Here is a 21,768-nt window from a genome sequence, read left to right on the forward strand (position 1 = left end):
GTTAATTATTGCGTACCTGTCCCGTACATATTTCTCCTTCAGGTTCCAAACAATGAGAACAATGGCACCATAGCATCGAAGGAGGAGATCCTCTTGAAAAAGAGCAATCATACGGGCAAACGCACCATTCTGTATCCATTCATTACTGTTGTCGCATTGATGACGGCGCTGGTTCCGGCCGCTGCAACTGCGCACGGAACATCAGCTGGTTCAGTTTCACATCACGTCAGGGGCAGCCGGTCTGTAGTGTCTTCATCCGTCCTTGCCGAACCTGCCGTGATCGGCAGCGCTAAGGCTGAAGGAACCCAGGAGAAGAAACAACATACCCGCAGCAGGGTAGCCATCATTGTCGATGATTTCGGCAATGACATGCGTGGTACGGAGGAAATGTTCAAATTGCCGGTTAAGATCACTGTTGCCGTAATGCCGTTTCTACCGACTACAGAGAAGGATGCACGGCGCGCACATGAGCAGGGCTTCGATGTGCTGGTGCATTTGCCGATGGAACCGAAGCAAGGCAAACCCGAGTGGCTGGGTCCGGGTGCAGTTCTGACCCGGATGAGCGATTCCGAGGTACGCAAGCAGGTCGAGGCTGCACTGGACAATGTTCCTTTTGCCGTGGGAATCAACAATCACATGGGCTCCAAGGTAACCGGTGATGAGCGGGTGATGGGCATTGTGCTGGCGGTCTGCAAGGAACGCGGATTATTTTTTGTGGACAGCCATACGAATTACCGTTCGGTAGCCGGCAGAATGGCCCGTGAGATCGGGCTGCCGCCTGTGGAGAATCATATCTTTCTGGACGATGTTCATACGGCAAGCCATGTCGTGAAGCAAATGCGGCTGGTGCAGGAAAGGGCGCTGAACCAGAACTATTGTGTAACGATCGGCCATGTTGGCATCCAGGGCAAAGAGACCGCTGCGGGCATCCGCAGCGGCATTGGTGAAATAAAGGACAGTGTCGAGTTTGTAGGCATTTCCGAACTGGTCCGGGACGAATGGCAATGGAATTCGAAGCTTACACTTCCATAAGATACCCGGCAATACCGTTAGCAATCGCTTCAGCAATTTCCTCTTGGCCCTTCGGACTGCAAAGCTTCTCGCGGTCGGTCGGGCTGCTCACAAATCCCGCCTCAACGATCACTGTTGTGGCGGTTATTTTGTTGAGCAGATAAAAAGGCTTACCCTGTCTCGGGCTGGCTTTTACATTATAGAGCTGATTGAGCTGGTCCTGTATCGAACTGGCCAGCAGGAAGCTGCGGCCTTCCTGGCGGTACAGCACGAGCGGCCCGTGTTTGGAGGGGGAAGCGGCCCAGTTAATATGAACGCTGACCACGACATTTGCCGGAAGCGTCTCGGCCAGCTCCTTGCGCTGGGCAAGATCCCGCAAATGGCGGGAGGAGCTGCGCAGCCAGCGGTTCTCATCGCTGGGGGCATAGTCACCGGTCCGGTTAAGGATCGCATCAAAGCCGTCACTGCGCAGCAGCAGGAACAGCCGGCGGGAGATAGCGAGCGTGATATCCTTTTCAAGGATGGTGCCATATGACGTACCACCGTCAATTCCCCCATGCCCGGCATCAATCAGAATGATCCGCTGATCATGGCCGAGCATATGCTGGCGCTCTTCTTTCGCCCCGGCTCCTGAAGGCGCCGGAGACGCCTGCACAATTCCTGCATGTCCCAGGGGAAGCATAAGCAGCAGGGCGGTTGACACGATAACGAACAGCCGGCGCAGTGTAACGTTTCCCCGGGTGGATTGGTTTCTGGTTTGGTTCAGGTAGTTCAAGTAGTTCAAGCTGGATGACCTCCTTGTGCGGTAATGATCTTTTGACCGGACTGGATACTTTGTTAGATTGTGCTGGAACAGGCAAACCTATACGAAAAGCAGTATCACGGTTTAGATATAGCTGTTCTAGAGCACACTAGGAACATGGAGATCCAGACAGAAGTCAAAGGTGTGTGCCCAAATTCAGCATTCAGTTACAGGAGGTGGCGAAATGGCTTCCAGCGGTGATGAACTGGTGAAGTATATTACGGAAAAGGTAGTCGTTTATATCGAAGATCCGCGTGCCAGCCGGGCGCGCCGAAAGGCCGAGAAAGAGCCGTGGGCAGAGAAATGGTTTGGCATGCTGCCGCTCGGCTGGTCGATCTGGCGGAGCAAATGGAGCCGGAACGACAAGAAATGATCCGGGTGCAAGAGTACCGGCAAATCGCAAGTACAGCTTGAACTAAAAACAACCTTCCAAGATGCCCTGTATATGGCACTGTGGAAGGTTGTTTTGTTGCATACTAGCAGGAAAGACGTTGTACTGACAAAGGGTAAGCTTAACGTTTTGAATTTGTAAGCGCACCGATCACTGTTTTGGCGGCTAGAGGCAGCTGGTGCAGGGTACCGCTTTGTTGAAGCGCTGAGAGAGGGAGGTAACGTTTGCCTTTCGGACCCGCAGCGGCATAGACGATGGCCGGACTGCTGCCGCTTGTCTTTCCGCTGGAACCGGCAGGCAGCCAGCGCTGATACCCTGTAATCATAAAAGGCGCTCCGGTCGTATCGTTCCTGCCAGCAGACTGAAAGACGAGACTGCCGCTTTGATTCAGCAGAACAGTGAAGTTTTCTGCGCTGTCCAGCATCAGCTTGGGGCTGGTCAGCCACTGCAAATCAGCGTATGGATCATCCAGACCTTCACTCCGGTAGGTCTGCAGGGGAGACCAGTCCGAGTCCAGCCCGGAGATTGTATTGACTCCATCTAACTGTACCTTCAGGACCTCTTCTGCTTTGTCTGAACTCCACGGCAGAACTTGCGGTACCGAAGCATTGATATATATATCCGTATGGTCGAGCGTTAATTTCCACACCGGGAGCAAAGAGGCGTAAAGAGCCGTCAGTTCAAGCTTTCCTGAATAATCTGAAGTGATGAGTTCCTCCTGCACCAGAAACTGGCGCAGATCGGTCAAGCTGTAAGGCAGCCCGGAGGTTCCGGTTCCGTATTCGCTAAGCATATAACCGCCTTGCTCTGTAGCCGAGATAATCAGGTATCCGATGCGCTGCCCGCCGTCCATGATATTAACAAGCCAGCTATGTGTGCCCGGTCCCAGCGGATAATAGTCGGTACGGGCTTCTTTCCAGCTTGTGAAGGGAGCATCGGCGGACAGCTTGCGGATGGTCAGCTTAGTGAAGTCCTGCAGCGATTCCGTTGATGGTTGCGTCTTGATCGCAAGTGAGGCCAGCGCATCATGGGAGACTGCTTGTGTGACAGTGACGCGGGTGTCCTTAGCGGCATAGACAGCCGGAAAAGCAGAGCTTGCCGACAGCCCGATTGTGCAGAGGCACAGAATGAGGAGGAAGCGGCCGCGACGACCAGGCACGGCCTTCCGCCTTGATTTTATAGTCATGTCGTCGTTCACCTTTCTTGGTCCAAATCAAATCATATTCATGGAACGGGTATATATTAATTGTAGCGGACAAGCTCTAAAAAGGGTGTTGCATACTGTCGCGCCGGGTTGCGGGAATTCCGCTGTTTTTTTGCCTGCTTTTAGCGAGCAGGGTCGCATTCTATGTGCTGCGCAGATGGAACAGGCCGTAGGTTACGGCAGAAACTGCAACCTGCGGCTCGTATTGCCAGGAGGTCTCCTTCCGGCGGCGGTTGTATTGCTCCTGGATCGCCAGCCGCTTCTCTTCGTCCTGCTCTTTGAGCAGCTCCTCATAATAAATATCTACGATGCTCAGCTCAAGCCGCAGCCTTTCCCGGGCCTCCTCCGCCCAGCTGTAGTCCAGTTTCGCAAGCTGTGAAGTCAAATAAGCCTCCAGCCGGTCGGCCCCGGCGGCAATGGTAAGCTCCGAGGGCTGGACGTGAATGTTCTCCGGCAAGCGGGGAGTTAATTCCCGTGAATTCAGCTTCGTGCCAAAGTCGGCGGCAATGACCCCGCTGGTTAAGGAAATTCCGATAAAATGCAGCTCTTCCCGTTTCAGATCGCAAGTCATCTCTACTTTGTAACAGACGCCTAGCCACGGTTCATAGGCCGCAGAGAACAGTGTCATCCGCTGCCTGCTTCCCGGGTCCTCGAACAGCTGCAGACATTTACCTTCATCACGCGCGGCGGCCCAGATCTGCTTCAGCCGCTTGCTGCCGTATACTATATCCTCGCGGCGGATCATGCCCGGTCCGATCCGCGGCAGTACCGGCACAACGCCAAAGTAGCGGGCGAGAATGCCGTCCTGCGGATCTGCTTCAGCGGGAGCTGCCCCTGCGGATGGCGGCTGCCCGAAACCGGCCGCCGGGCTGTCCGCGCCGGCTTCCATCTCTGCCGCGCCAAGGTTGCCTCCTACGCCCGGCAGAAGCCCGGCCGCAGGGCGGCTTGCCGCACCCCGCTGTGCCCGGGGCGGAGGAGCGGCCTGCGCGGCCAAGCTGTCGTACTTCTCCGGGTCGAAGACGAAGGTGAACGACAGCGTCTCCGGATCGACGCCGGTGCGTTCCACGAACCCCCAATAATAAGGCCGGTCGGTGAGCATCCGGTCGGCGCGCGGCGAGAGCTTCACTGTCACATGCAGCGGAGATACCTCAAGGATCGAGCACTCCGTTGCTTCCAGATAATCCATGACATGCTTTCGGACTTGCTGCGGAGAAAGGGTCATCAGGTGGCCTCGCTTTCATTCTGTATGCCTTGGGTCAGCTCGCTGATGGATTCGCCGATGTGGTCGAGTCCGCTGCGCAGCTCCTCGTCGCTGCGGGCTTCAAGCATGATTTTATAAAGGCTTTTCTCCAGCGATTCCTTTTTCTCGAAACGTTCCAGGATCACATCCAAACCGCCGATGACCATCTCGAACATGTTGATTTTCTCATGCAGCAGATGCAGGATATGCTCTTCGATGGTGCCTTCTGTGGAGAGGTTGTAGATGACCACGTCGTTCTCCTGGCCCAGACGGTGGACCCGGCCGATCCGCTGCTCGACCCGCATCGGGTTCCACGGCAGATCGAAATTGATCATATGGTGGCAGAACTGCAGGTTAATGCCCTCGCCGCCAGCTTCCGTAGCAATCATCACCTGGGCACGTCCACGGAAAAGATCCATCATCCAGTCCTTCTTGCCGCGGTTCATCCCGCCGGAGTATGACACACACTGCAGCCCGTGTTCACGGAAGTATTGCAGCAGATATTCCTGTGTGGCGCGGTATTCAGTGAAGACGATAACCTTTTCGTTCATTTCACGGATCAGCTCCATCGTTTTCTCCGCTTTGGTATTCGTCTTGACGGTGCGGATGCTCTGCAGCAGCTCCATCATCCGCTCCCGTTTCGGAGAATCGGCTGGCAGCTTTTTGATCAGGTTCACCAGGGTAATGAATACAGCATCGCGGCTGCTGCATACCTCACGCTGAAGCGTAACCAGAGAGAGCATGCTGCTGAGATTGCCGCCTGATTCCTGATATTGGTCTTTGACAAAGGCGGTAACGCCGTCATATAATACCTTCTCTTCCGGTGAGAGCGTGAGCGGAATATTGCGGACCTTGCGCTTGGTGAAGTTGACCGGGCCTTCGCCGCGGCGGTTGCGGATCATAACTTTGGACAGCTCGCCCCTCAGCTGGACTTCATTCTTCGGCTGGCGTTTGTCCACGACGAAATTAGCGGCAAAATCCCCCTGATTGCCAAGCTGCCCCGGCTTCAGCAGGGTGATCAGGTTGAACAGCTCGCCGAGGTCATTCTGTACAGGAGTGGCGGTGAGCAGCAGGCAGTACTTTTTGCGCAGCTGCTGAACAAACTGGTAGTTGGTGGACTTCTTGTTCTTCAGCTTATGGGCCTCGTCGATAATCAGCATGTCGTATTCGCTGCCGAGCAGCAGTTCTTTATGCGGATCACGTTTGGCGGTGTCCATGGAGGCGACCACAATGTCATTTCCCCAGGAATAGGACTTCTTCTGTGCTACGGCAGTAATGCCGAATTTGGCGTTCAGCTCGCGAACCCACTGCAGGACGAGCGAGGCGGGAACCAGAATCAGCACTTTGCTTACCAGTCCGCGTACCAAATATTCCTTAAGCACGAGACCGGCTTCGATCGTTTTGCCGAGTCCGACTTCGTCGGCGAGAATCGCCCGGCCAGACATTTCAAAGAGTACCTTATGAGCGGTATCAAGCTGGTGGGGAAGCGGAGACAGTCCTGACAAATGCTTCAGGCATTGCAGCTCGTCGAAGCTGGTGACAAGGCCCGATTCTTCACCCTGCACGGCAAGCCGGGATAACCTCAGGTCTCCCCAAGGCCCGCCTTTCTCCAGTCTCGACTCCAGATCATGCAGCCAGTTTCGCTCAAAGGATAGGGGAACAGGCAGCAGCGGTACGGGTGTCTTGACCTCTTGCGTCAGGGAATTGCGGGATAATTGCGTCATGTTGCAGCCTCCTCCGGCGCTGTATCATATCGAACTAGCGTAGAAGTAGTATGCGCGTAAAAGAGAGAATTCATAACCTGATATGGATTGCGAAAGAGTTGTGCATATTAAAGATTCACTCACCCGCAGATGAAACTTTTAGTTTCTGATTTTATAAAAAAACGAGCAAGAGTGAGAAAAGGCGTCATGAATGCCGATTTTTCGCCACGGGGCTTCTTATATCGAAAAAGACCTCCGATACAATATGTGGTATAGTTTAAAAGCTGACGCACACAATATATTGTTACAAATGCTTGAAATATTGATTTATCAGAGCATTTGACGGTTATTTGTTATTGACAAGAGGAACTTCCTTTGCACAAGCAGGGCAGCTGGAAGTTTTTGTTGTGGGTCACAAAACGTAAGCCCACATCATGGAACGGAAGATTTACATATCATACATCCGGGAGGTTTTTCTATTGAGTACAGTGAAACGTAAGCAGCGCCTTGAGGGCCTTAGCGAGAAAATATTTTTGGACCGGTATGCGTGGAAGGATGCGGACAGCAATAATGCCAAAGTAGGCGATGTTGTTCTCGTCCTGACCAAAGACGATCCCAAATTCCCTACCAAGGAAGTTGGCGAAATTGTGGAGCGCAGCGGACGGATTGTTACCGTGAAGACACGCAGTGGTGAACTGGTGAAATCGGATGTAGAAAAGCTTACGCTTAATATAGAGAAAACTCCGGAGGAAATGTGGGACCGGCTCGCAGCCGCCATGGCTTCGGTAGAGAAAACGCCTGAGCTTCAGGAAGAATGGACAGGCAAGTTCCGCTCCATTCTCGATGACTGGAAGCTTGTACCGGGCGGCCGGATCGCCGCAGGTGCCGGTGCCAGTGAAGAGCTGACGCTGTTCAACTGTTATGTAGTACCTTCGCCTAAAGACAGCCGCGGCGGAATTATGCAGACACTGTCGGAAATGACCGAGATTATGGCCCGCGGCGGTGGTGTGGGGATTAACCTGTCTTCGCTGCGTCCCCGCCGTGCTATCGTTAGAGGCGTGAACGGATCATCCAGCGGCTCTGTCTCCTGGGGCGGGCTGTTCAGCTATACGACCGGCCTGATTGAGCAGGGCGGCAGCCGCCGTGGCGCGCTGATGCTGATGATCAATGACTGGCACCCGGATGTGGTTGATTTCATTACTGTGAAGCAGACTATGGGTCAAGTGACCAATGCCAACCTTTCAGTATGTGTCAGTAACGCTTTTATGAAAGCTGTTAAAGAGGATCTCGACTGGGAGCTTGTATTCCCGGATACGACTGACCCTGATTATGATACGATTTGGGACGGAGACCTTGATAAATGGAAGGCGGACGGCCGCCGGGTCATTCCTTACCGTACTGTTAAAGCACGCGATGTATGGCATACGATTATTGAATCAGCCTGGAAATCGGCAGAGCCGGGCGTGGTATTCATGGAATACTACAACCAAATGTCCAACAGCTGGTATTTTAATCCGATTATCTGCACCAATCCGTGCGGTGAGCAAGGACTTCCGGGCTGGGGCGTCTGCAACCTGTCCGCCGTCAACCTTTCGAAGTTCTACGATGCGGAGAATCATGATGTGGACTGGGCCGATCTGGCGACGACTACCCGTTATTCTGTTCGTTTCCTGGACAATGTCATTGACAAGACTCCGTATCATTTCCCGGAAAATGAAGCCAACCAGAAGTTGGAACGCCGCGTAGGCCTTGGAACCATGGGTCTGGCTGAGCTGATGATCAAACTGAACATCCGCTACGGCAGTCCTGAATCGCTGGAGTTTCTGGACAAGCTGTACGGCTTTATGGCCCGCGAAGCGTATCTGGCCTCAGCGGAAATTGCCGGCGAGAAGGGTTCGTTCCAGGCGTTTGATACCGACAAATATCTGCAGAGCGGATTTATGAAAAATATCACCGAAGTTTATCCGGAGGTGGGTGAATCCATCCGCAAGCACGGCATGCGCAACGTTACCGTTATTACCCAGGCGCCTACAGGCAGCACAGGTACAATGGTAGGAACTTCGACTGGTATTGAGCCTTATTTTGCCTTCAAATATTTCCGTCAAAGCCGTCTCGGCTACGACGAGCAGTTCGTGCCAATCGCACAGGAATGGCTGGAAGCCCATCCGGGTGAAGAGCTGCCTGATTATTTCGTAACTTCGATGGATTTGTCGGCTAAAGATCACATCCGTGCGCAGGCTGCAATTCAGCGCTGGGTGGACAGCTCGATCTCCAAGACCGCCAACTGCCCGTCAGACTTCACCGTTGAAGAAACTGCCGAGCTGTACGAAATGGCCTTCGATCTGGGCTGCAAAGGTGTAACTATCTACCGCGACGGCAGCCGCGATGTGCAAGTGCTGGAAACCACAAAGAAGGAAGACAAGAAAGAGGCTCCGGCAGCGGAAACGGCTGCACCGGAAGCAGTAGAAGCTGCACCGGCCAGCGCAGTTGAGGCAGCGAGCCCTGCGCCACAGACCAATGCCAATGTTGTCGACAAGCAATACAAGAAACGCCCGCAGGTGCTGCGCGGTGCAACCTATAAGATCAACACGCCATTCGGTATGGCGTATATCACCATCAACGACCTTGATGGCATTCCGGCAGAAATCTTCCTGAATGTCGGCAAAGCAGGCTCCGACGTCTTCGCCATGGCGGAAGCGTTGGGCCGTGTCTGCTCGCTGTTCCTCCGTTACGGCGACCACGGCGAGAAGGTCGAGCTGCTGATCAAGCATCTCAAGGGCATCGGCGGCTCCGGCGCCATCGGCTTCGGCGCGAACCGCGTCGAGTCCATCGCCGACGCGGTAGCGAAGGCACTGGAAACACATGTGCTGAATAACGCACATGACGACCATGTGCCCGCTCCGATTGCGGCAACGCTGGAGCTGGAGGATTTCAACGAAGCGCTGAACGCCGAGTTGAAAGCGAGCGTACCGTCTGCGGCAGTAGCGGACGACGGCCACGGCGGCCATGCCGCACACAGCCATGGGGCGGTCTCCCGCGACCTCTGCCCATCCTGCGGCAGCGCCTCGCTGGTTAACATCGAAGGCTGTAAGACCTGCAGCAACTGCGGGTATAGCCGGTGCGGGTAAGAAGTAGGATTACAAGAAACCTAGAACGATTGTTGTGATGGATCATAAAAGCTCAAAAAAACTCCACGACTCATGCGAAAAGTGAATAAAAATTAACTCCCCTGCCTACAGAAACTAATATTCTGTAGGCTTTTTATTCAGATTCCCTATATATGATAAAGCGAAAACCAACATCTTGCGAATTGGATATCTACTTCATTAAGCTACCCTGAATATCATTAACGCTGGACACTCAAAAATAGCAATATGAAACTAAGCGCGGCTGACTTGTTTTTTTTAAAGCGGAGCCTTCATTTTGTATGAGGTGGATGGATGTTATGAAGCAGAGGGGTTGGATATTGTAACGGTAAAGCCTAGCTTTTCAAGCCTACGCACAGATTGTTTGACGATTATCTCTTGCTGCCTCGCCTCAAAATAATCGACCCCAAATCACGGTAATCTTCACCGCGAGTTAATAGATAATAAGCAATTGTCATCATGGAATGGGCCACTGCTATTGCAGCTCTGTGTTTCCCCTTGCGCGTTGCAATGCGTCGGTACTGTGCACCGAGATAGTTGTTCGATCCTCGTATGGAGTTATCGGCTTCAGTAAGTGCCGGGCGGAGATATTTGTTACCCTTGCGGGTTTTAGAGGGTTTGCGTTTTCCGGCACTTTCATTATGCCCCGATCCCTGGAATGGTGTCCAGCCGGTCCAGTTGTTCCTGAAAAAGGTCGAGCCGTTTTGCTAAAGCATATCCCGGCTGGAAATCCCAGCGTTCTTGGATTAAATTTCGGCGACTAACGGATGGGTTCGCGACACCATAGCTTAACGACCTTCCTCGCCAGCCGTAAGAATAGTATAGAACGTCGACACGAAATTTTCATCATCTGTGGTGCCGCGAAGCGCGGCATGGGGGGCTAACGGGCAGTTTAGTGTAGCTGTGGGAACAGAAAATGGCGCCATTTTAGTAGCGCCAGATTTTTAAAGCTACTATCTCAAAAGGAGTGTCTTGTAAAAACCATCCGTAACCATATTGTGAATTGTACAATATAGGTTTGTACATTTTGCTTTTAAGGTCCAAAAGTCAAAGCCTATTGTATTGGAATTATCCAAGGCTTTACTTACTTAATATCTTATAAGAAATTCTTGAAATTACAGAAATTTATCCAATAGGGGGATGCTATTATACAAATACAAATAAAGACGAGGTGATGATATGCAAGCGAAATTGGCAGCGGACGCCATTCCCCTCCCCAAAAAGCGGAATTCATGGATAAGAACGATAAAAAAGTATAAAGTGATGTACGCTCTCTTGTTCCCGGCATTAGTTTACTTTGCCGTATTCAAATACATTCCTATGGCGGGAATCATTATTGCCTTTAAAAACTATAACCTAGCTTTGGGACTATGGGATAGCCCATGGGTAGGATTTAGAAATTTCACAGATTTTATGAACGGCGTTTATTTCTGGGACATCATGAGAAATACGATTATCATATCACTGTATAAGCTATTGTTCGGTTTCTCAGCTCCTATCATACTTGCTTTGCTGCTCAATGAAGTTTATACCCAATGGTTTAAGAAAATCGTACAAACGATCACTTATTTGCCCCATTTTCTATCATGGGTCATTGTTTATGGAATGATGGTGGCATTATTAGCCCCAGGGGATGGTCTTTTTAACATGATTTTGAAGGAAGCTGGAGTTGAACCCATCTCATTCCTAACGGAACCTGCCTGGGGCAGACTGCTGATCATCTTATCTGAAATATGGAAGGATATTGGATGGGGAGCGATATTGTACCTTGCAGCATTAGCAGGAATCGATCCAAGTTTATATGAAGCGGCTAGAATTGATGGCGCTTCCAAGTGGAGACAGCTATGGCATGTAACACTTCCCGGCATTCGAGGCGTTATGATTCTGATGCTGATCCTTAAATTAAGCCATATTCTAGATGCTGGTTTTGACCAAATATTCATGTTTGCCAACAGCTTTAATCAGGAGAAGATCGACATTATCGACACATGGGTATACCGTGAAGGGCTCGAGCGGCTTAAGATTGGCTTGGCTACTGCTGTGGGATTATTTAAAGCGGTCATCGGATTTGTTTTAGTGTTGGCAGCAAATAAGCTCGCCAAAAAATTCGATGGGCAAATTTGGTGAGGTGGTTATCAAAATGATCAATTTGACAATCGGAGAGAAGGTCTGGCAAGCAGTCGTTTATTTTATTCTTATTTTGCTAGCTCTACTTTGCTTACTACCCTTTCTATATGTGGTTGCTGTTTCAGTGACGCCAGAATCGGAAGTGCTAAGAAGAGGAATTGTTATCATACCAGAATCCTTTACCTTTCTAGCCTATAAAGAAGTATTCATTTCTCATGGTATCGGGCAGGCGTATAAAATTACATTGTTTCGAACGATAGTAGGCACTGCTCTCAATGTGTTCTTTACGGTAATAGCGGCATATCCGTTATCCAAAAAATATTTGCCGGGGCGAAGCCCATTTTTACTATTCATTGTCTTTACCATGATGTTTGGGGGAGGATTAATTCCGACTTATTTACTAGTCCGCTCTCTGGGATTGCTAAACAGTCCGTGGGTATTGATTATTCCACATCTCATTAGTGCATTTAATCTGGTGATCATTAAAGGCTTTTTCGAGCAATTGCCTGCTGAAATCGAGGAATCAGCGAGGGTAGACGGTGCAAGTGAACTTCAGTCGTTATGGCGGATCATTTTACCTCTGTCCTTGCCCGTCCTTTCCACAATTTCATTATTTTACGCAGTCGGGCATTGGAACAGTTACTTCGATGCTATTGTTTATATCAATGATTCCAACTTAATGCCGCTTCAAGTTATCTTGCGCAACATCCTGCTTAACGTCGCAACACAAAGTGCTGATTCGCTTGCCAATACCGGAGCTGTTAGTACGTTCGCTATACAAATGGCAGCAGTTGTCGTGACTACAGTTCCGATTTTGATCGTTTACCCATTTATGCAAAAGCATTTTACCAAAGGTGTGCTCTTGGGATCGGTTAAAGGTTAAAAAGATATTCCAGCCTGAGTTGTTACGGGAAAACCGTGATAATATAGAAGCAAAGGAGAGGTCATTATGCAACGTAAAGCGATTACATTTGCTATTCTGACAGCAATGGTCGGTGTGGGAACGGTATTGTCAGGATGTGGCGAACAAAAAGAGGTTACATCGACAGCTTCGGGTAATTCACAAGGCCAGTCTAGTCCCTTTGAAACCAAATTGAAAATTTCGATGTTTAACCAAGGCACTTTCAACGCTGCTGCGCCGATTCCTCCCCGTGAAGAAGATATCCAACGCCAAATGTTGGAGAAAGCAGTGAATATCGACTTGGAAATGATGATTCCTCAATCAGGGCAAGCAACGACTAAATTAAATACGCTCATTGCCGGCGGAGATATTCCAGATTTGATCTTCTTGAAGAGCCGGGCTGATTTGGCGCAATATTATGACCAAGGCGTTCTTGCGGATTTGACACCATATCTGGATCAATTTCCTGAATTACAGAAACGTTTTAGCAACGACTCCTGGGAGGCGATGTCCTATCAAGGGAAAACCATTGGAGTTCCAGGTTATGATAATGTAAACGGTATCAGTCGAAGCTTCTTCATCCGCAATGATTGGCTGAAAAAGCTGAATATGGAAGTGCCAACGACACCTGACGAGCTATTCGAAGTTATGAAAGCCTTTACAGAGAAAGACCCGGACGGTAACGGCAAAAACGATACGTACGGATTCATAGGCGGTATGAATAAAGAAGGCAATCTGCAAACCTACGGCTTCGATAGTTTGATGTGGATGTTTGGCGTCAATCCTCCCTCAGCCATTGATGTGAAAGACAATAAACCGGTGTTCCTGTTCACCGATCCAAAAATGAAAGAAGCGCTCACTTATATCAATAAAATGATGGAAGCCAAAGTTGTAGATCCAGACTGGGTGACGATGAATACTCCCGATTTGTTGGACCAAAAGTTATTTAAGGGTAAAGTTGGCTTCATGATAAGAGATGCCCGCAGGCTGGAACCAGATTATCAGCAGAAAATGAAAGAAATCAGTGGAGAGGTGCCGGAATGGATCGTTATTCCTCCAATGATAGGTCCTTATGGTGATCAAATTGTAGAGAGAAAATCGTTCCAAGGCAATTCATGGGCCATATCCAAGAAAGCGGATAAGGACAAAATCATTCGTATCTTGTCCATGCTGAATTATCTCTTTACGGACAAAGAAGCCTATCCGAATTTTGCATACGGAATTAAAGGGATTCATTGGGATTTGGTAGACGGCAAGATCAAAAATAAAACCTCCGAATTATCGAAGGAAATGAAAGATAAGTACCTATGGGTCGATCATTATAGAATGCCGCGTCGTGGTGATGATGCTGAGTACTTCAGCTTCCAGAATCCTAAGACGGCAGAAGCTTTTAAGAACAATCAGAAATACGTTACGGCTACTTTGCCCGGTAATTTATTGACTGAAGACCCGAGCGATTCATTGGCAGCTGACCGCCAACGTTACATTAATGAAAGCTTGGTCAAATTTATGACTGGCAAAGAACCTCTTTCCAACTGGGAGAATTTCCTCAATACACTGGAAACCAAGTTTGACATGCAGAGATATAAGGAGTCAGTAATCAAACAATTTAAAGAAGCAGGCTTAATCAAGTAAATCAAGTAGAAACGGCTTCGCCGTCCTTTTAAAGGACGGTACCGTTTCAGCGAGAAAGATAAGGAACATTTATGCGCGAAGCATATAAATTCTTATCTTTTAAACGAAGAGAGTGGCTGTAAATAGCCCCTCTCTTTATTGTCATATGTTAGTATTTGTTTAATACAGAATTTAAAAGGAAGATGATCGATGCGAAGAAGAATCAGCTTGCCTTTAAAATTATTTTTTATCGTGTTTGCATTTGTATTAAGCTGCATAATCTTGATAAGCCAATTGTCTTATCGCTATGTTCAAAAGGAAATAAGAACCACTGACATTTATTACACTAACCAAATACTTGACAAGATAGACCAGTATTTCACAGTTAATTTTTCCTCCTTCCAGACGATCCTGTTCTCGGTCGAGTCATCGGTGAAAGCCAACATTGACAATACGGACGTGATTAAAAAGCAATTAAGAGAGCTGTATGAACTCAACAGTAATTACGTCAGTAATATTTATTTGATCAAAAGCGATTTATCCATTCTAGGCGGAAGTACACCTACCCGAATATTCGATGAACCTTTATCTGAAAGAGAACCTTTGTTTGATGCAGCTGACAAGAACAGAAGGACTACATTTGTCAGTGATCCTTACAAATCTAAATATTCCGGCTGGACAGTTACGATGGTTCGATATCTGAACGGCGCTCCGTTTCCTATGGCCATTGCGGTAGATTTGGATCTAAATGCCATTGAAGAAACCTTGTTCAAGATTAATAAAAAAGAACAAATGAATTTGGCTCTAATCACCGCATCGGGAAAAATCATTGCCGGATTTTCGGAAAATAAAGGACCACTGAATATTCAAGATCATACTTTTTCAATCGGGGAAACGTCAGCGGAACAACTTCTGGATACTACAGAAACAAGCCTTCAACTGCATACCAAGGATGGTATTCCGGTCTCCCTTCTGAAAAAACCGACTGAGAAATTCAACTGGACCATCATCTCGATCAACGATGAATCACGCTTGAAAGCTGCTTTGTCCAGATTGGAAACCTATTATATCGGGCTTCTAGCTGCAGGTTTTCTCTTAAGCCTGTTCATTTCCTTTTTTATTGCCAAATATATAAGGACCCCACTCTATGCGCTAAAAACAAAAATGAAGCGGGTGGAGCAAGGCTCCCTCACAACTACAATATCGATTAACCGAAACGATGAGTTTGGAGATCTCTCCCGAGCATTCGATCGTATGCTGCAGCAAATTGTGGAACTGATTCGGGGAGCAGAGCTTCATAATGAACTTGAACGCAAGCTGGAAATTCAAGTGCTGCAGTCTCAAATAAACCCTCATTTTCTGTATAACACGCTTGGTTCTATCAGCAATGTCATACGACTCGGACAAATAGAGAAAGTAGATGTGGTGATCGAGTCTCTCATTTCAATATTGGAATATGGGATAGCCGACGCTTCGGAGAAGGTATCACTGCGTCAGGAATTGCAAAATGTATCGGACTATATCGCGATCCAGAACATCCGCTATAACAGAAACTTCCACTTAATCGAAAATATCGAAGCAGGGCTAATAGATTTTCCGGTTTTTCGAATGCTGCTGCAGCCCCTTGTGGAGAATAGTATCTTCCATGGTTATAACGGTGGGGGGATCGAAGGCCCTATTACTATTCATGCGTACAGGGAGAGCGGCAATGTCATCATAGAAGTAGTTGATAAGGGCGAGGGAATTCCAACTGATAAAATAAAGCATATTTTAATTTCAGAACCGGGGGATGTGGAATTGAAAAGGAAAAGAATCGGGTTAAACAATATTCATGACCGAATCAGACTTCACTACGGAGAACAGTTCGGGCTCCAAATCATAAGCATACCTAAGGAAATAACCCGGGTTCGCGCCTTATTCCCAGCAGGCTTATTTAAAGGAGATGCATGATGATGAGAGACTACACCTGCTTCATTGTTGACGATGAAGATCTAATCATTCAGAGATTGGAATTGTTTTTTCACGAGCTCTCCCTTAGGGATAGGCGATTTCATTTAGTGGGAAAAGCGAATAATGGGCTGAAGGGGCTAGAGGAGATCGTAAAGCTTAAGCCGGATATCGTGATATCTGATATCGTCATGCCGCGAATGGATGGGATTTCCATGATTGAGCAGCTAAAGCCAAAGCTTCCCCATACCCAATTCATTCTTTTGACCGCTTATTCATCTTTTGAATACGCCCAGAGAGCTATTCAAGCCAACGTATTGGAGTACATTGTTAAGGTTCCGCTCAGGGATGCGGATTTGGATCGAGCTTTAGATAAGGCAGCCGGGATTTTAAATGAGGTAAAGAAAAAAGAATCGGAATTTCAATCGTTAAACGTATCCGTGCTTGAAAATAAATATAGAGTCCGCAAGCAATTTTTTAACGAGCTTATCAGGGGCGAAATTCCTTCTCATCGGGCATCGGATTTTGCCAATCGCATGCAGTTTCATTTCTTTCAAGCCAACTATCGCTGCTTCATTGTCGAAATGAATATGTATGAAAGTTTCCGAAACGATTATTCAGCGTCTGATCAGAACATATTGAGGTATGCGATTACAAATATAATCGAAGAAACGGTGATGAATGGTGGCAGTGGTGTAGCTGCGGATCTATCCGATAATCGTTTTATTGGCTTTCTTTCCTGGGAAAATAATCGCAGTGATCTGGAAACGGAATATGATTGCCAGACATTGGGGGGGCAGATCGTCTCTCATTTGCATCAATATTTGAATCAAAGGGTATCCGTCGCTTTTGGAGGTCAGCACCGAGGCTGGGAATCCATCAAACAAGCTTACACGGAAGCACAAAATGTGAGTGATGATTTCTATTATCATACAGAGAAAGTAGTAAAAACACCCATGCATCGGTTCCATTACCATAATGACAGAAAAGAAGAATTTCAGCAGAAACTGGCTGATTTTCTTGCTGGGGTGAAAAGAAAGGTTTCCAAGGAAGAGCTGGAGAAAGCATTTGCTGATCTGAACCAATTTGTTACGGACCATAAAATCCATAAGTCCATCATGGCGCCTATGCTAAGAGACTTGTACAGAGACATTATTGTGAAATTTAAATCGGGGAACAAGTTGACGACGGAAGTAGCAGAGTTTCCCATAGAATTTTTAGCTTTTCGGGAGCAGCTTGCCTATATTGGCGACTTTACCTTCGAATATGTACACGCTGGCCAACTTTTACATCGTATAGAAATCATGAGTGCTATGCGGTTTATAGAGAAAAATCTGAAACAGCGATTAACGCTCGAGGCGATTGCCGAGGAAGTGAATTTAGCTCCATCGTATTTTAGCAGCTTATTCAAAAAAACAATGAACGAGGGCGTTATCAGCTACATCAATCGTAAAAAAATCCAATTAGCTCTCGAGCTGTTAAATGTTCAGGATTATTCTATTTTGGAATTGTGCGAGGAAGTAGGAATTGTGAATGAAGGTTATTTTTGCAAATTATTTAAAGAATATACGGGTGATACTCCTAAGCAATATCGGATAAAAATGACACGGTATGAATCCAAATAAGGTTGCGAAAAATGTGTGATTTTTTCGCGAAATCATGTAAAAAAAAGGGGAGCAAAAGGATTACCATGATAGAAGGATCTAATCATGGAGGTTATCAAAATGGAGCTTATTAAAGCAGATGTAACCGTCGTCGGCGGAGGTATTGCTGGGATATGCGCTGCCATTGCTGCCGCACGCCAAGGGCTGCAGGTTTCACTTATTAATGATCGACCGGTTCTTGGGGGAAATGCGAGCAGCGAGGTCAGGGTTCATATCAACGGGTCGGCATATCTCGGAAACAGTCCATCCTATTATGCACGCGAAGGAGGGTTGGTGGAAGAACTCAAGTTGAAGATTTTCCACTATAATCCGTTATACAACAAGAAGCTGATGCTTTCACTTTCGGATACGGTCTTGTTGGATATGGTTTATGCTGAGCCTAACATTTCTCTATTTCTGAATACATGCGTGCATAAAACGGGCATGGAGAACGGCAGAATTAAATGGGTGGAGGGCCTTCAATTGGCTTCCGAAAGGAAATTTCGTTTTGAAAGCCGAACCTATATCGATTGCTCCGGAGATGGAGTTGTCGGATATCAGGCAGGTGCTCTCTTCCGATGGGGGAGAGAAGGGAAACATGAATACAAGGAAGAACTGGCTCCTGAAGTGGCTGACCATTACACCATGGGCGATACGATCCTGTTTCAAGCCCGTGATGTAGGATATTCCGTTCCATACCAAAGACCTGGATTTGCGTATGATATTACGAAGTTGGCCTTTTTCGATAGTATCAGAAAAGGCTTAAACCATCGGGCTTTTCCAAGAAAAATCAACGGGCTTGGCGGATTGTGGTGGCTGGAATACGGCGGACATATGGATATTATCAAAAATAATGAAGACATCGCGTTGGAGCTGCGGAAATTGGTGTACGGGATTTGGGATTATCTCAAAAATAGTGGTGAATTTGATGATGTAGACAATCTCATTTTGGATTATGTATGCCCGATCCCGGGAAAGCGGGAGTCGAGGCGGTTTATTGGGGATCACATGTTGTCTCAGAACGATCTTACAGCAAAGCCGCATTTCGAAGATGCTGTATCAGTCGGTGGATGGTATATGGATCTACATGCTAATAAGGGCATCTACGATGAGGGGCCGGCTACAGCTTGGAATTTCGTGCCTGGATTGTACAATATCCCTTTCCGCAGTTTATATTCACGAAATATTCCTAATCTCATGTTCGCTGGTCGCAATATAAGTGCTACCCATGTGGCTTTCGGATCGACAAGGGTTATGGCCACCTGCGGTTGTATGGGGCAGGCGGTTGGAACGGCTGCTTCGTTATGCTTGAAATATGAGGTTGACCCCGCCACTATAGTCGAAGCTCATATGGGGGAGCTGCAAGCGCTGCTGCTTCGAGATGGGCAAACCATTGTAGGGCTTCAAGAGAAATTGGATCCTTACTTCGCTGACGGATTAACTATTAGTGCTTCGTCTCAGCGCTGCTATGACAATATTCATCCATCCGAAGTGATTTCCTTGGAGAAAGGAATATGTTTGGTCTTGCCGATTCAGACATCCGTGGCTGAAAGCGTACGGATCAAAATTAAAAATAGGTCCGGGCATTCGGAAACACTGCATGTGAAGCTGTTTGGCGGGGAACGGAAGGAAAATTATATTCCCACCAGCGAGTTGAAAGACTACCGCTTGGTTATTACAGCCGGTCATGACGACTGGATTACGCTAGACTTGGACTGCAAGAAACCGGCTGACGACAAAATTTACATCGTATTGGAGGGCACGGCGAGCCTTGCCATATACGGTAATGAAGAAAAATTGACAGGAGCGGTCAGCTTCCATTATAGGCCGGAAGAGCCGTCAAGGCTGAAGAAATTCAATAAGAGTATTTGCTTTAAGGACCTGATGCCAGCTCAGAATATGTATAATCCTGAGAATGTCGTCAATGGCTACTCCAGACCTTATGGCCAACCGAACGGCTGGATTTCTGAACATACGAAAGGACAGGAATGGTTGGAATTCTGCTTTGCAAGCCCCAAAAATCTGGACGAACTCCAGCTTGTTTTCAATTCGCAGCTGGATTTGGAGCATTTCGACGATCCGATCGAGTCCCTTATCCAAGATTATGCTATGACCATAACCTTTGAAGACGGAAGCGAGAGGAAAATCATAACTCGTGGGAATTATCTCACCTTGAATAAACATAAGGTGGAGGCGAAAGATGTAACCCGAATCCGCTTCGATTTCTGTGCAACTTATGGTTCGCCTTATTTTGAAGTGTTTGCTGTAAAATTGTTTGCTCCTAAAATCGATAAATGAGGACAGGTGAAGTCACGATGAAGGAATTATTCCCTCGTAAAGGGCTCCCCAATATAATTCAAAAATTGGAAAATGGGGATACCGTAACAATCGTCTATTTCGGCGGCAGTAATACGCGTTCTGAAGGCTACAGGGTCATGACGGCGGATTGGCTTCGTAAGCAATATCCTAAGGCGGATATCCGCTCTGTGAATGCAGGCATTAATGGGACAGGATCGGATTTGGGCTGTGCCCGTTTAGAGACAGATGTACTGCGTCATCGGCCTGATCTAGTATTTGTTGAATTTGTTGGTAATGATGGCGGAGATCCCGAATCCAAGGCGCGGATCGAAGGGATTGTCCGTCAGATCCGCAAGCGGAGCCGGTTTACCGATATCCTGTTCGTTTATACGCTGAAGGAGCGGGATGTGGCCTTATTTCAGTCTAGGGAATACCAGAAGGGGGCTCTAATGCAAGAGGAAGTGGCCGACTATTACGGTATTCCTTCGATTCATCTGGGCGTAGCCGTCAGTCACTTGGTATCGGAGGGGAAACTCGTTTTTACCTCAAGGGAAGACGTGTCCATTTCCGGAGCCGTTGTTTTTACACATGATTCGATCCATCCGACTATTCCCGAAGGACACCAGATTTACACGGATACGATCACCCGGTCATTTGAGAAAATTAGAGAACTTCAAGATCATCCGGGAAGGTCAGTACATCACTTACCTCAGAATCCGTTGGTCCCGGCTAATCCTTGGGAGTATGCGACCATGCAGTCACTGGATAGTCTTACCGATTTTTCCGCAGGATGGTCTTACATGACTCCCGATGATTGTGCTTTAGTGCGCGAGTACAATTGGTTGTTTCCCGGCCTGTGGCGAGCAGTCGATCCTGGAGACGCTATTACGGTGCAGTTCGAGGGAACCCACATCGGGTTATTCGATATCGGGGGGCCGGATTCTGGGAGATTGAAGGTGTCGGTGGATGGTGGGGAACCCTTTGTTGTCGATCGATTCACACTACACAACGATCATAATCGTAATCAGTATGTATTCTTGCCGGAGCTCCCGAATGGGAAACATACGGTTCGCTTCGAAGTCGATACCGAGAAGACAGACAAAGCGGCCGTGTTTGAGGCATGCGGCAATGAACGAAGTAGAGAGCATGTTCGGCAGCATCCAGATTGGTATGATCAGACGGTGATCCAGCTTGGGAAGTTGTTATTGGTGCAGCCGCCATTATAATTAATCATTAGGTTTGTCTACTTGGAAGACCTACATCATAACTGACTGCAGTTGAGCGGTGAGTTATGATGTAGGTTTCTTTTTTACTGAAAATCTTATAAGAAATTCTAGGAATTAAAGAAATTTCATGGTCATGTGACATGCTAAGATTGTACTAGATTAACCATATTCCTCCTTCGGAAATAACTGAGGCTATAAGCACAGAAAGTTTGAGTTAGAAATGTCATTTATATGACAAGGAGGGATGGTCAGTGGACTGGTTAAGCAAAAAACATGGGTAAAAGCGGATGAACTTTATTTACCAAAGCGTAAAGTCAATAATAAAGGGAGCCGGAATTTCCCTCATATTATTGGGTCAATACCTTGCCGGAACATGTATATCCCTGAAATTATGAAGAGGGTAGCTTATTTTAAAGACCCCAGCATGCTAGGGATCTTCTTAGGTGAACTAAGGGTTAATTTGCTACAGCCGCCAGATCAATTCAGCAAAGTTTTAACAGGCTCTGTTTGACAAA

15 protein-coding genes are annotated in these 21,768 nt (G+C 47.8%); 11 read left to right on the top strand and 4 right to left on the bottom strand.

Going from position 1 to position 21,768, the window contains the following annotated elements:
• The first annotated feature begins 93 nt into the window (after positions 1-93).
• Entirely contained in the window at positions 94-1,032 is a 939-nt protein-coding gene (locus ACAN56_RS18500) for a divergent polysaccharide deacetylase family protein (RefSeq protein WP_231578419.1), read from the top strand.
• Here ACAN56_RS18500 and ACAN56_RS18505 read toward each other — a convergent pair.
• Positions 1,019-1,795 (bottom strand): N-acetylmuramoyl-L-alanine amidase family protein, encoded by a 777-nt coding sequence (locus ACAN56_RS18505; protein WP_231578420.1) that lies wholly within the window; start codon positions 1,793-1,795, stop codon positions 1,019-1,021. The two genes, ACAN56_RS18500 and ACAN56_RS18505, sit on opposite strands and share 14 nt — an antisense overlap.
• Before the next feature lie 202 nt (positions 1,796-1,997).
• Here ACAN56_RS18505 and ACAN56_RS18510 point away from each other — a divergent pair, with 202 nt between their 5' ends.
• Positions 1,998-2,186 (top strand): YqzE family protein, encoded by a 189-nt coding sequence (locus tag ACAN56_RS18510; protein WP_038589726.1) that lies wholly within the window; start codon positions 1,998-2,000, stop codon positions 2,184-2,186.
• Between the two features lie 139 nt (positions 2,187-2,325).
• Here the strand turns inward: ACAN56_RS18510 and ACAN56_RS18515 are convergent, their stop codons facing one another.
• From ACAN56_RS18515 to ACAN56_RS18525, 3 genes are all read right to left on the bottom strand, one after another.
• Positions 2,326-3,390 carry a hypothetical protein gene (locus ACAN56_RS18515; RefSeq protein WP_379144828.1) on the bottom strand — a complete coding sequence of 355 codons (1,065 nt, stop codon included), beginning with the start codon at positions 3,388-3,390 and terminating at the stop codon, positions 2,326-2,328.
• 160 nt (positions 3,391-3,550) lie between these two features.
• Complete coding sequence (locus ACAN56_RS18520) at positions 3,551-4,630, bottom strand: YqhG family protein (protein WP_379144830.1); 1,080 nt, start codon at positions 4,628-4,630, stop codon at positions 3,551-3,553.
• Positions 4,630-6,372 (bottom strand): DEAD/DEAH box helicase, encoded by a 1,743-nt coding sequence (locus ACAN56_RS18525; protein ID WP_379144833.1) that lies wholly within the window; start codon positions 6,370-6,372, stop codon positions 4,630-4,632. The genes ACAN56_RS18520 and ACAN56_RS18525 overlap by 1 nt, the downstream gene beginning before the upstream one ends.
• Positions 6,373-6,785: 413 nt before the next feature.
• Between ACAN56_RS18525 and ACAN56_RS18530 the strand changes: the two genes are divergently transcribed.
• From ACAN56_RS18530 to ACAN56_RS18570, 9 genes are all read left to right on the top strand, one after another.
• Positions 6,786-9,479 (top strand): adenosylcobalamin-dependent ribonucleoside-diphosphate reductase, encoded by a 2,694-nt coding sequence (locus tag ACAN56_RS18530; RefSeq protein WP_379144835.1) that lies wholly within the window; start codon positions 6,786-6,788, stop codon positions 9,477-9,479.
• Positions 9,480-10,676: 1,197 nt separating this feature from the next.
• On the top strand, positions 10,677-11,624 hold the full coding sequence (locus ACAN56_RS18535; RefSeq protein WP_038589741.1) for an ABC transporter permease: 948 nt from the start codon (positions 10,677-10,679) through the stop codon (positions 11,622-11,624).
• A gap of 13 nt (positions 11,625-11,637) precedes the next feature.
• Complete coding sequence (locus ACAN56_RS18540) at positions 11,638-12,507, top strand: carbohydrate ABC transporter permease (protein WP_038589742.1); 870 nt, start codon at positions 11,638-11,640, stop codon at positions 12,505-12,507.
• A gap of 66 nt (positions 12,508-12,573) precedes the next feature.
• Positions 12,574-14,160, top strand: coding sequence for an extracellular solute-binding protein (locus tag ACAN56_RS18545; RefSeq protein WP_038589745.1), 1,587 nt, complete (start codon positions 12,574-12,576; stop codon positions 14,158-14,160).
• A gap of 189 nt (positions 14,161-14,349) precedes the next feature.
• Positions 14,350-16,089, top strand: coding sequence for a sensor histidine kinase (locus ACAN56_RS18550; RefSeq protein WP_379144838.1), 1,740 nt, complete (start codon positions 14,350-14,352; stop codon positions 16,087-16,089).
• 2 nt (positions 16,090-16,091) lie between these two features.
• A complete protein-coding gene (locus ACAN56_RS18555) occupies positions 16,092-17,711 on the top strand; it encodes a response regulator (RefSeq protein ID WP_231578422.1) in 1,620 nt (539 codons plus the stop codon).
• A gap of 99 nt (positions 17,712-17,810) precedes the next feature.
• Positions 17,811-20,027: an FAD-dependent oxidoreductase gene (locus ACAN56_RS18560; protein ID WP_379144840.1), complete on the top strand. Its 2,217-nt coding sequence runs from the start codon at positions 17,811-17,813 to the stop codon at positions 20,025-20,027.
• A gap of 17 nt (positions 20,028-20,044) precedes the next feature.
• Positions 20,045-21,253, top strand: coding sequence for an SGNH/GDSL hydrolase family protein (locus ACAN56_RS18565; RefSeq protein ID WP_379145157.1), 1,209 nt, complete (start codon positions 20,045-20,047; stop codon positions 21,251-21,253).
• A 244-nt stretch (positions 21,254-21,497) separates the two neighbouring features.
• The gene (locus tag ACAN56_RS18570) at positions 21,498-21,764 is read left to right on the top strand and encodes a hypothetical protein (protein ID WP_379144842.1); all 267 of its coding nucleotides are present in this window, start codon (positions 21,498-21,500) and stop codon (positions 21,762-21,764) included.
• Positions 21,765-21,768: the final 4 nt, after the last annotated feature.

The sequence above is a fragment of the Paenibacillus paludis genome, from assembly GCF_042610515.1.
Classification (GTDB): Bacteria; Bacillota; Bacilli; order Paenibacillales; family Paenibacillaceae; genus Paenibacillus_AQ.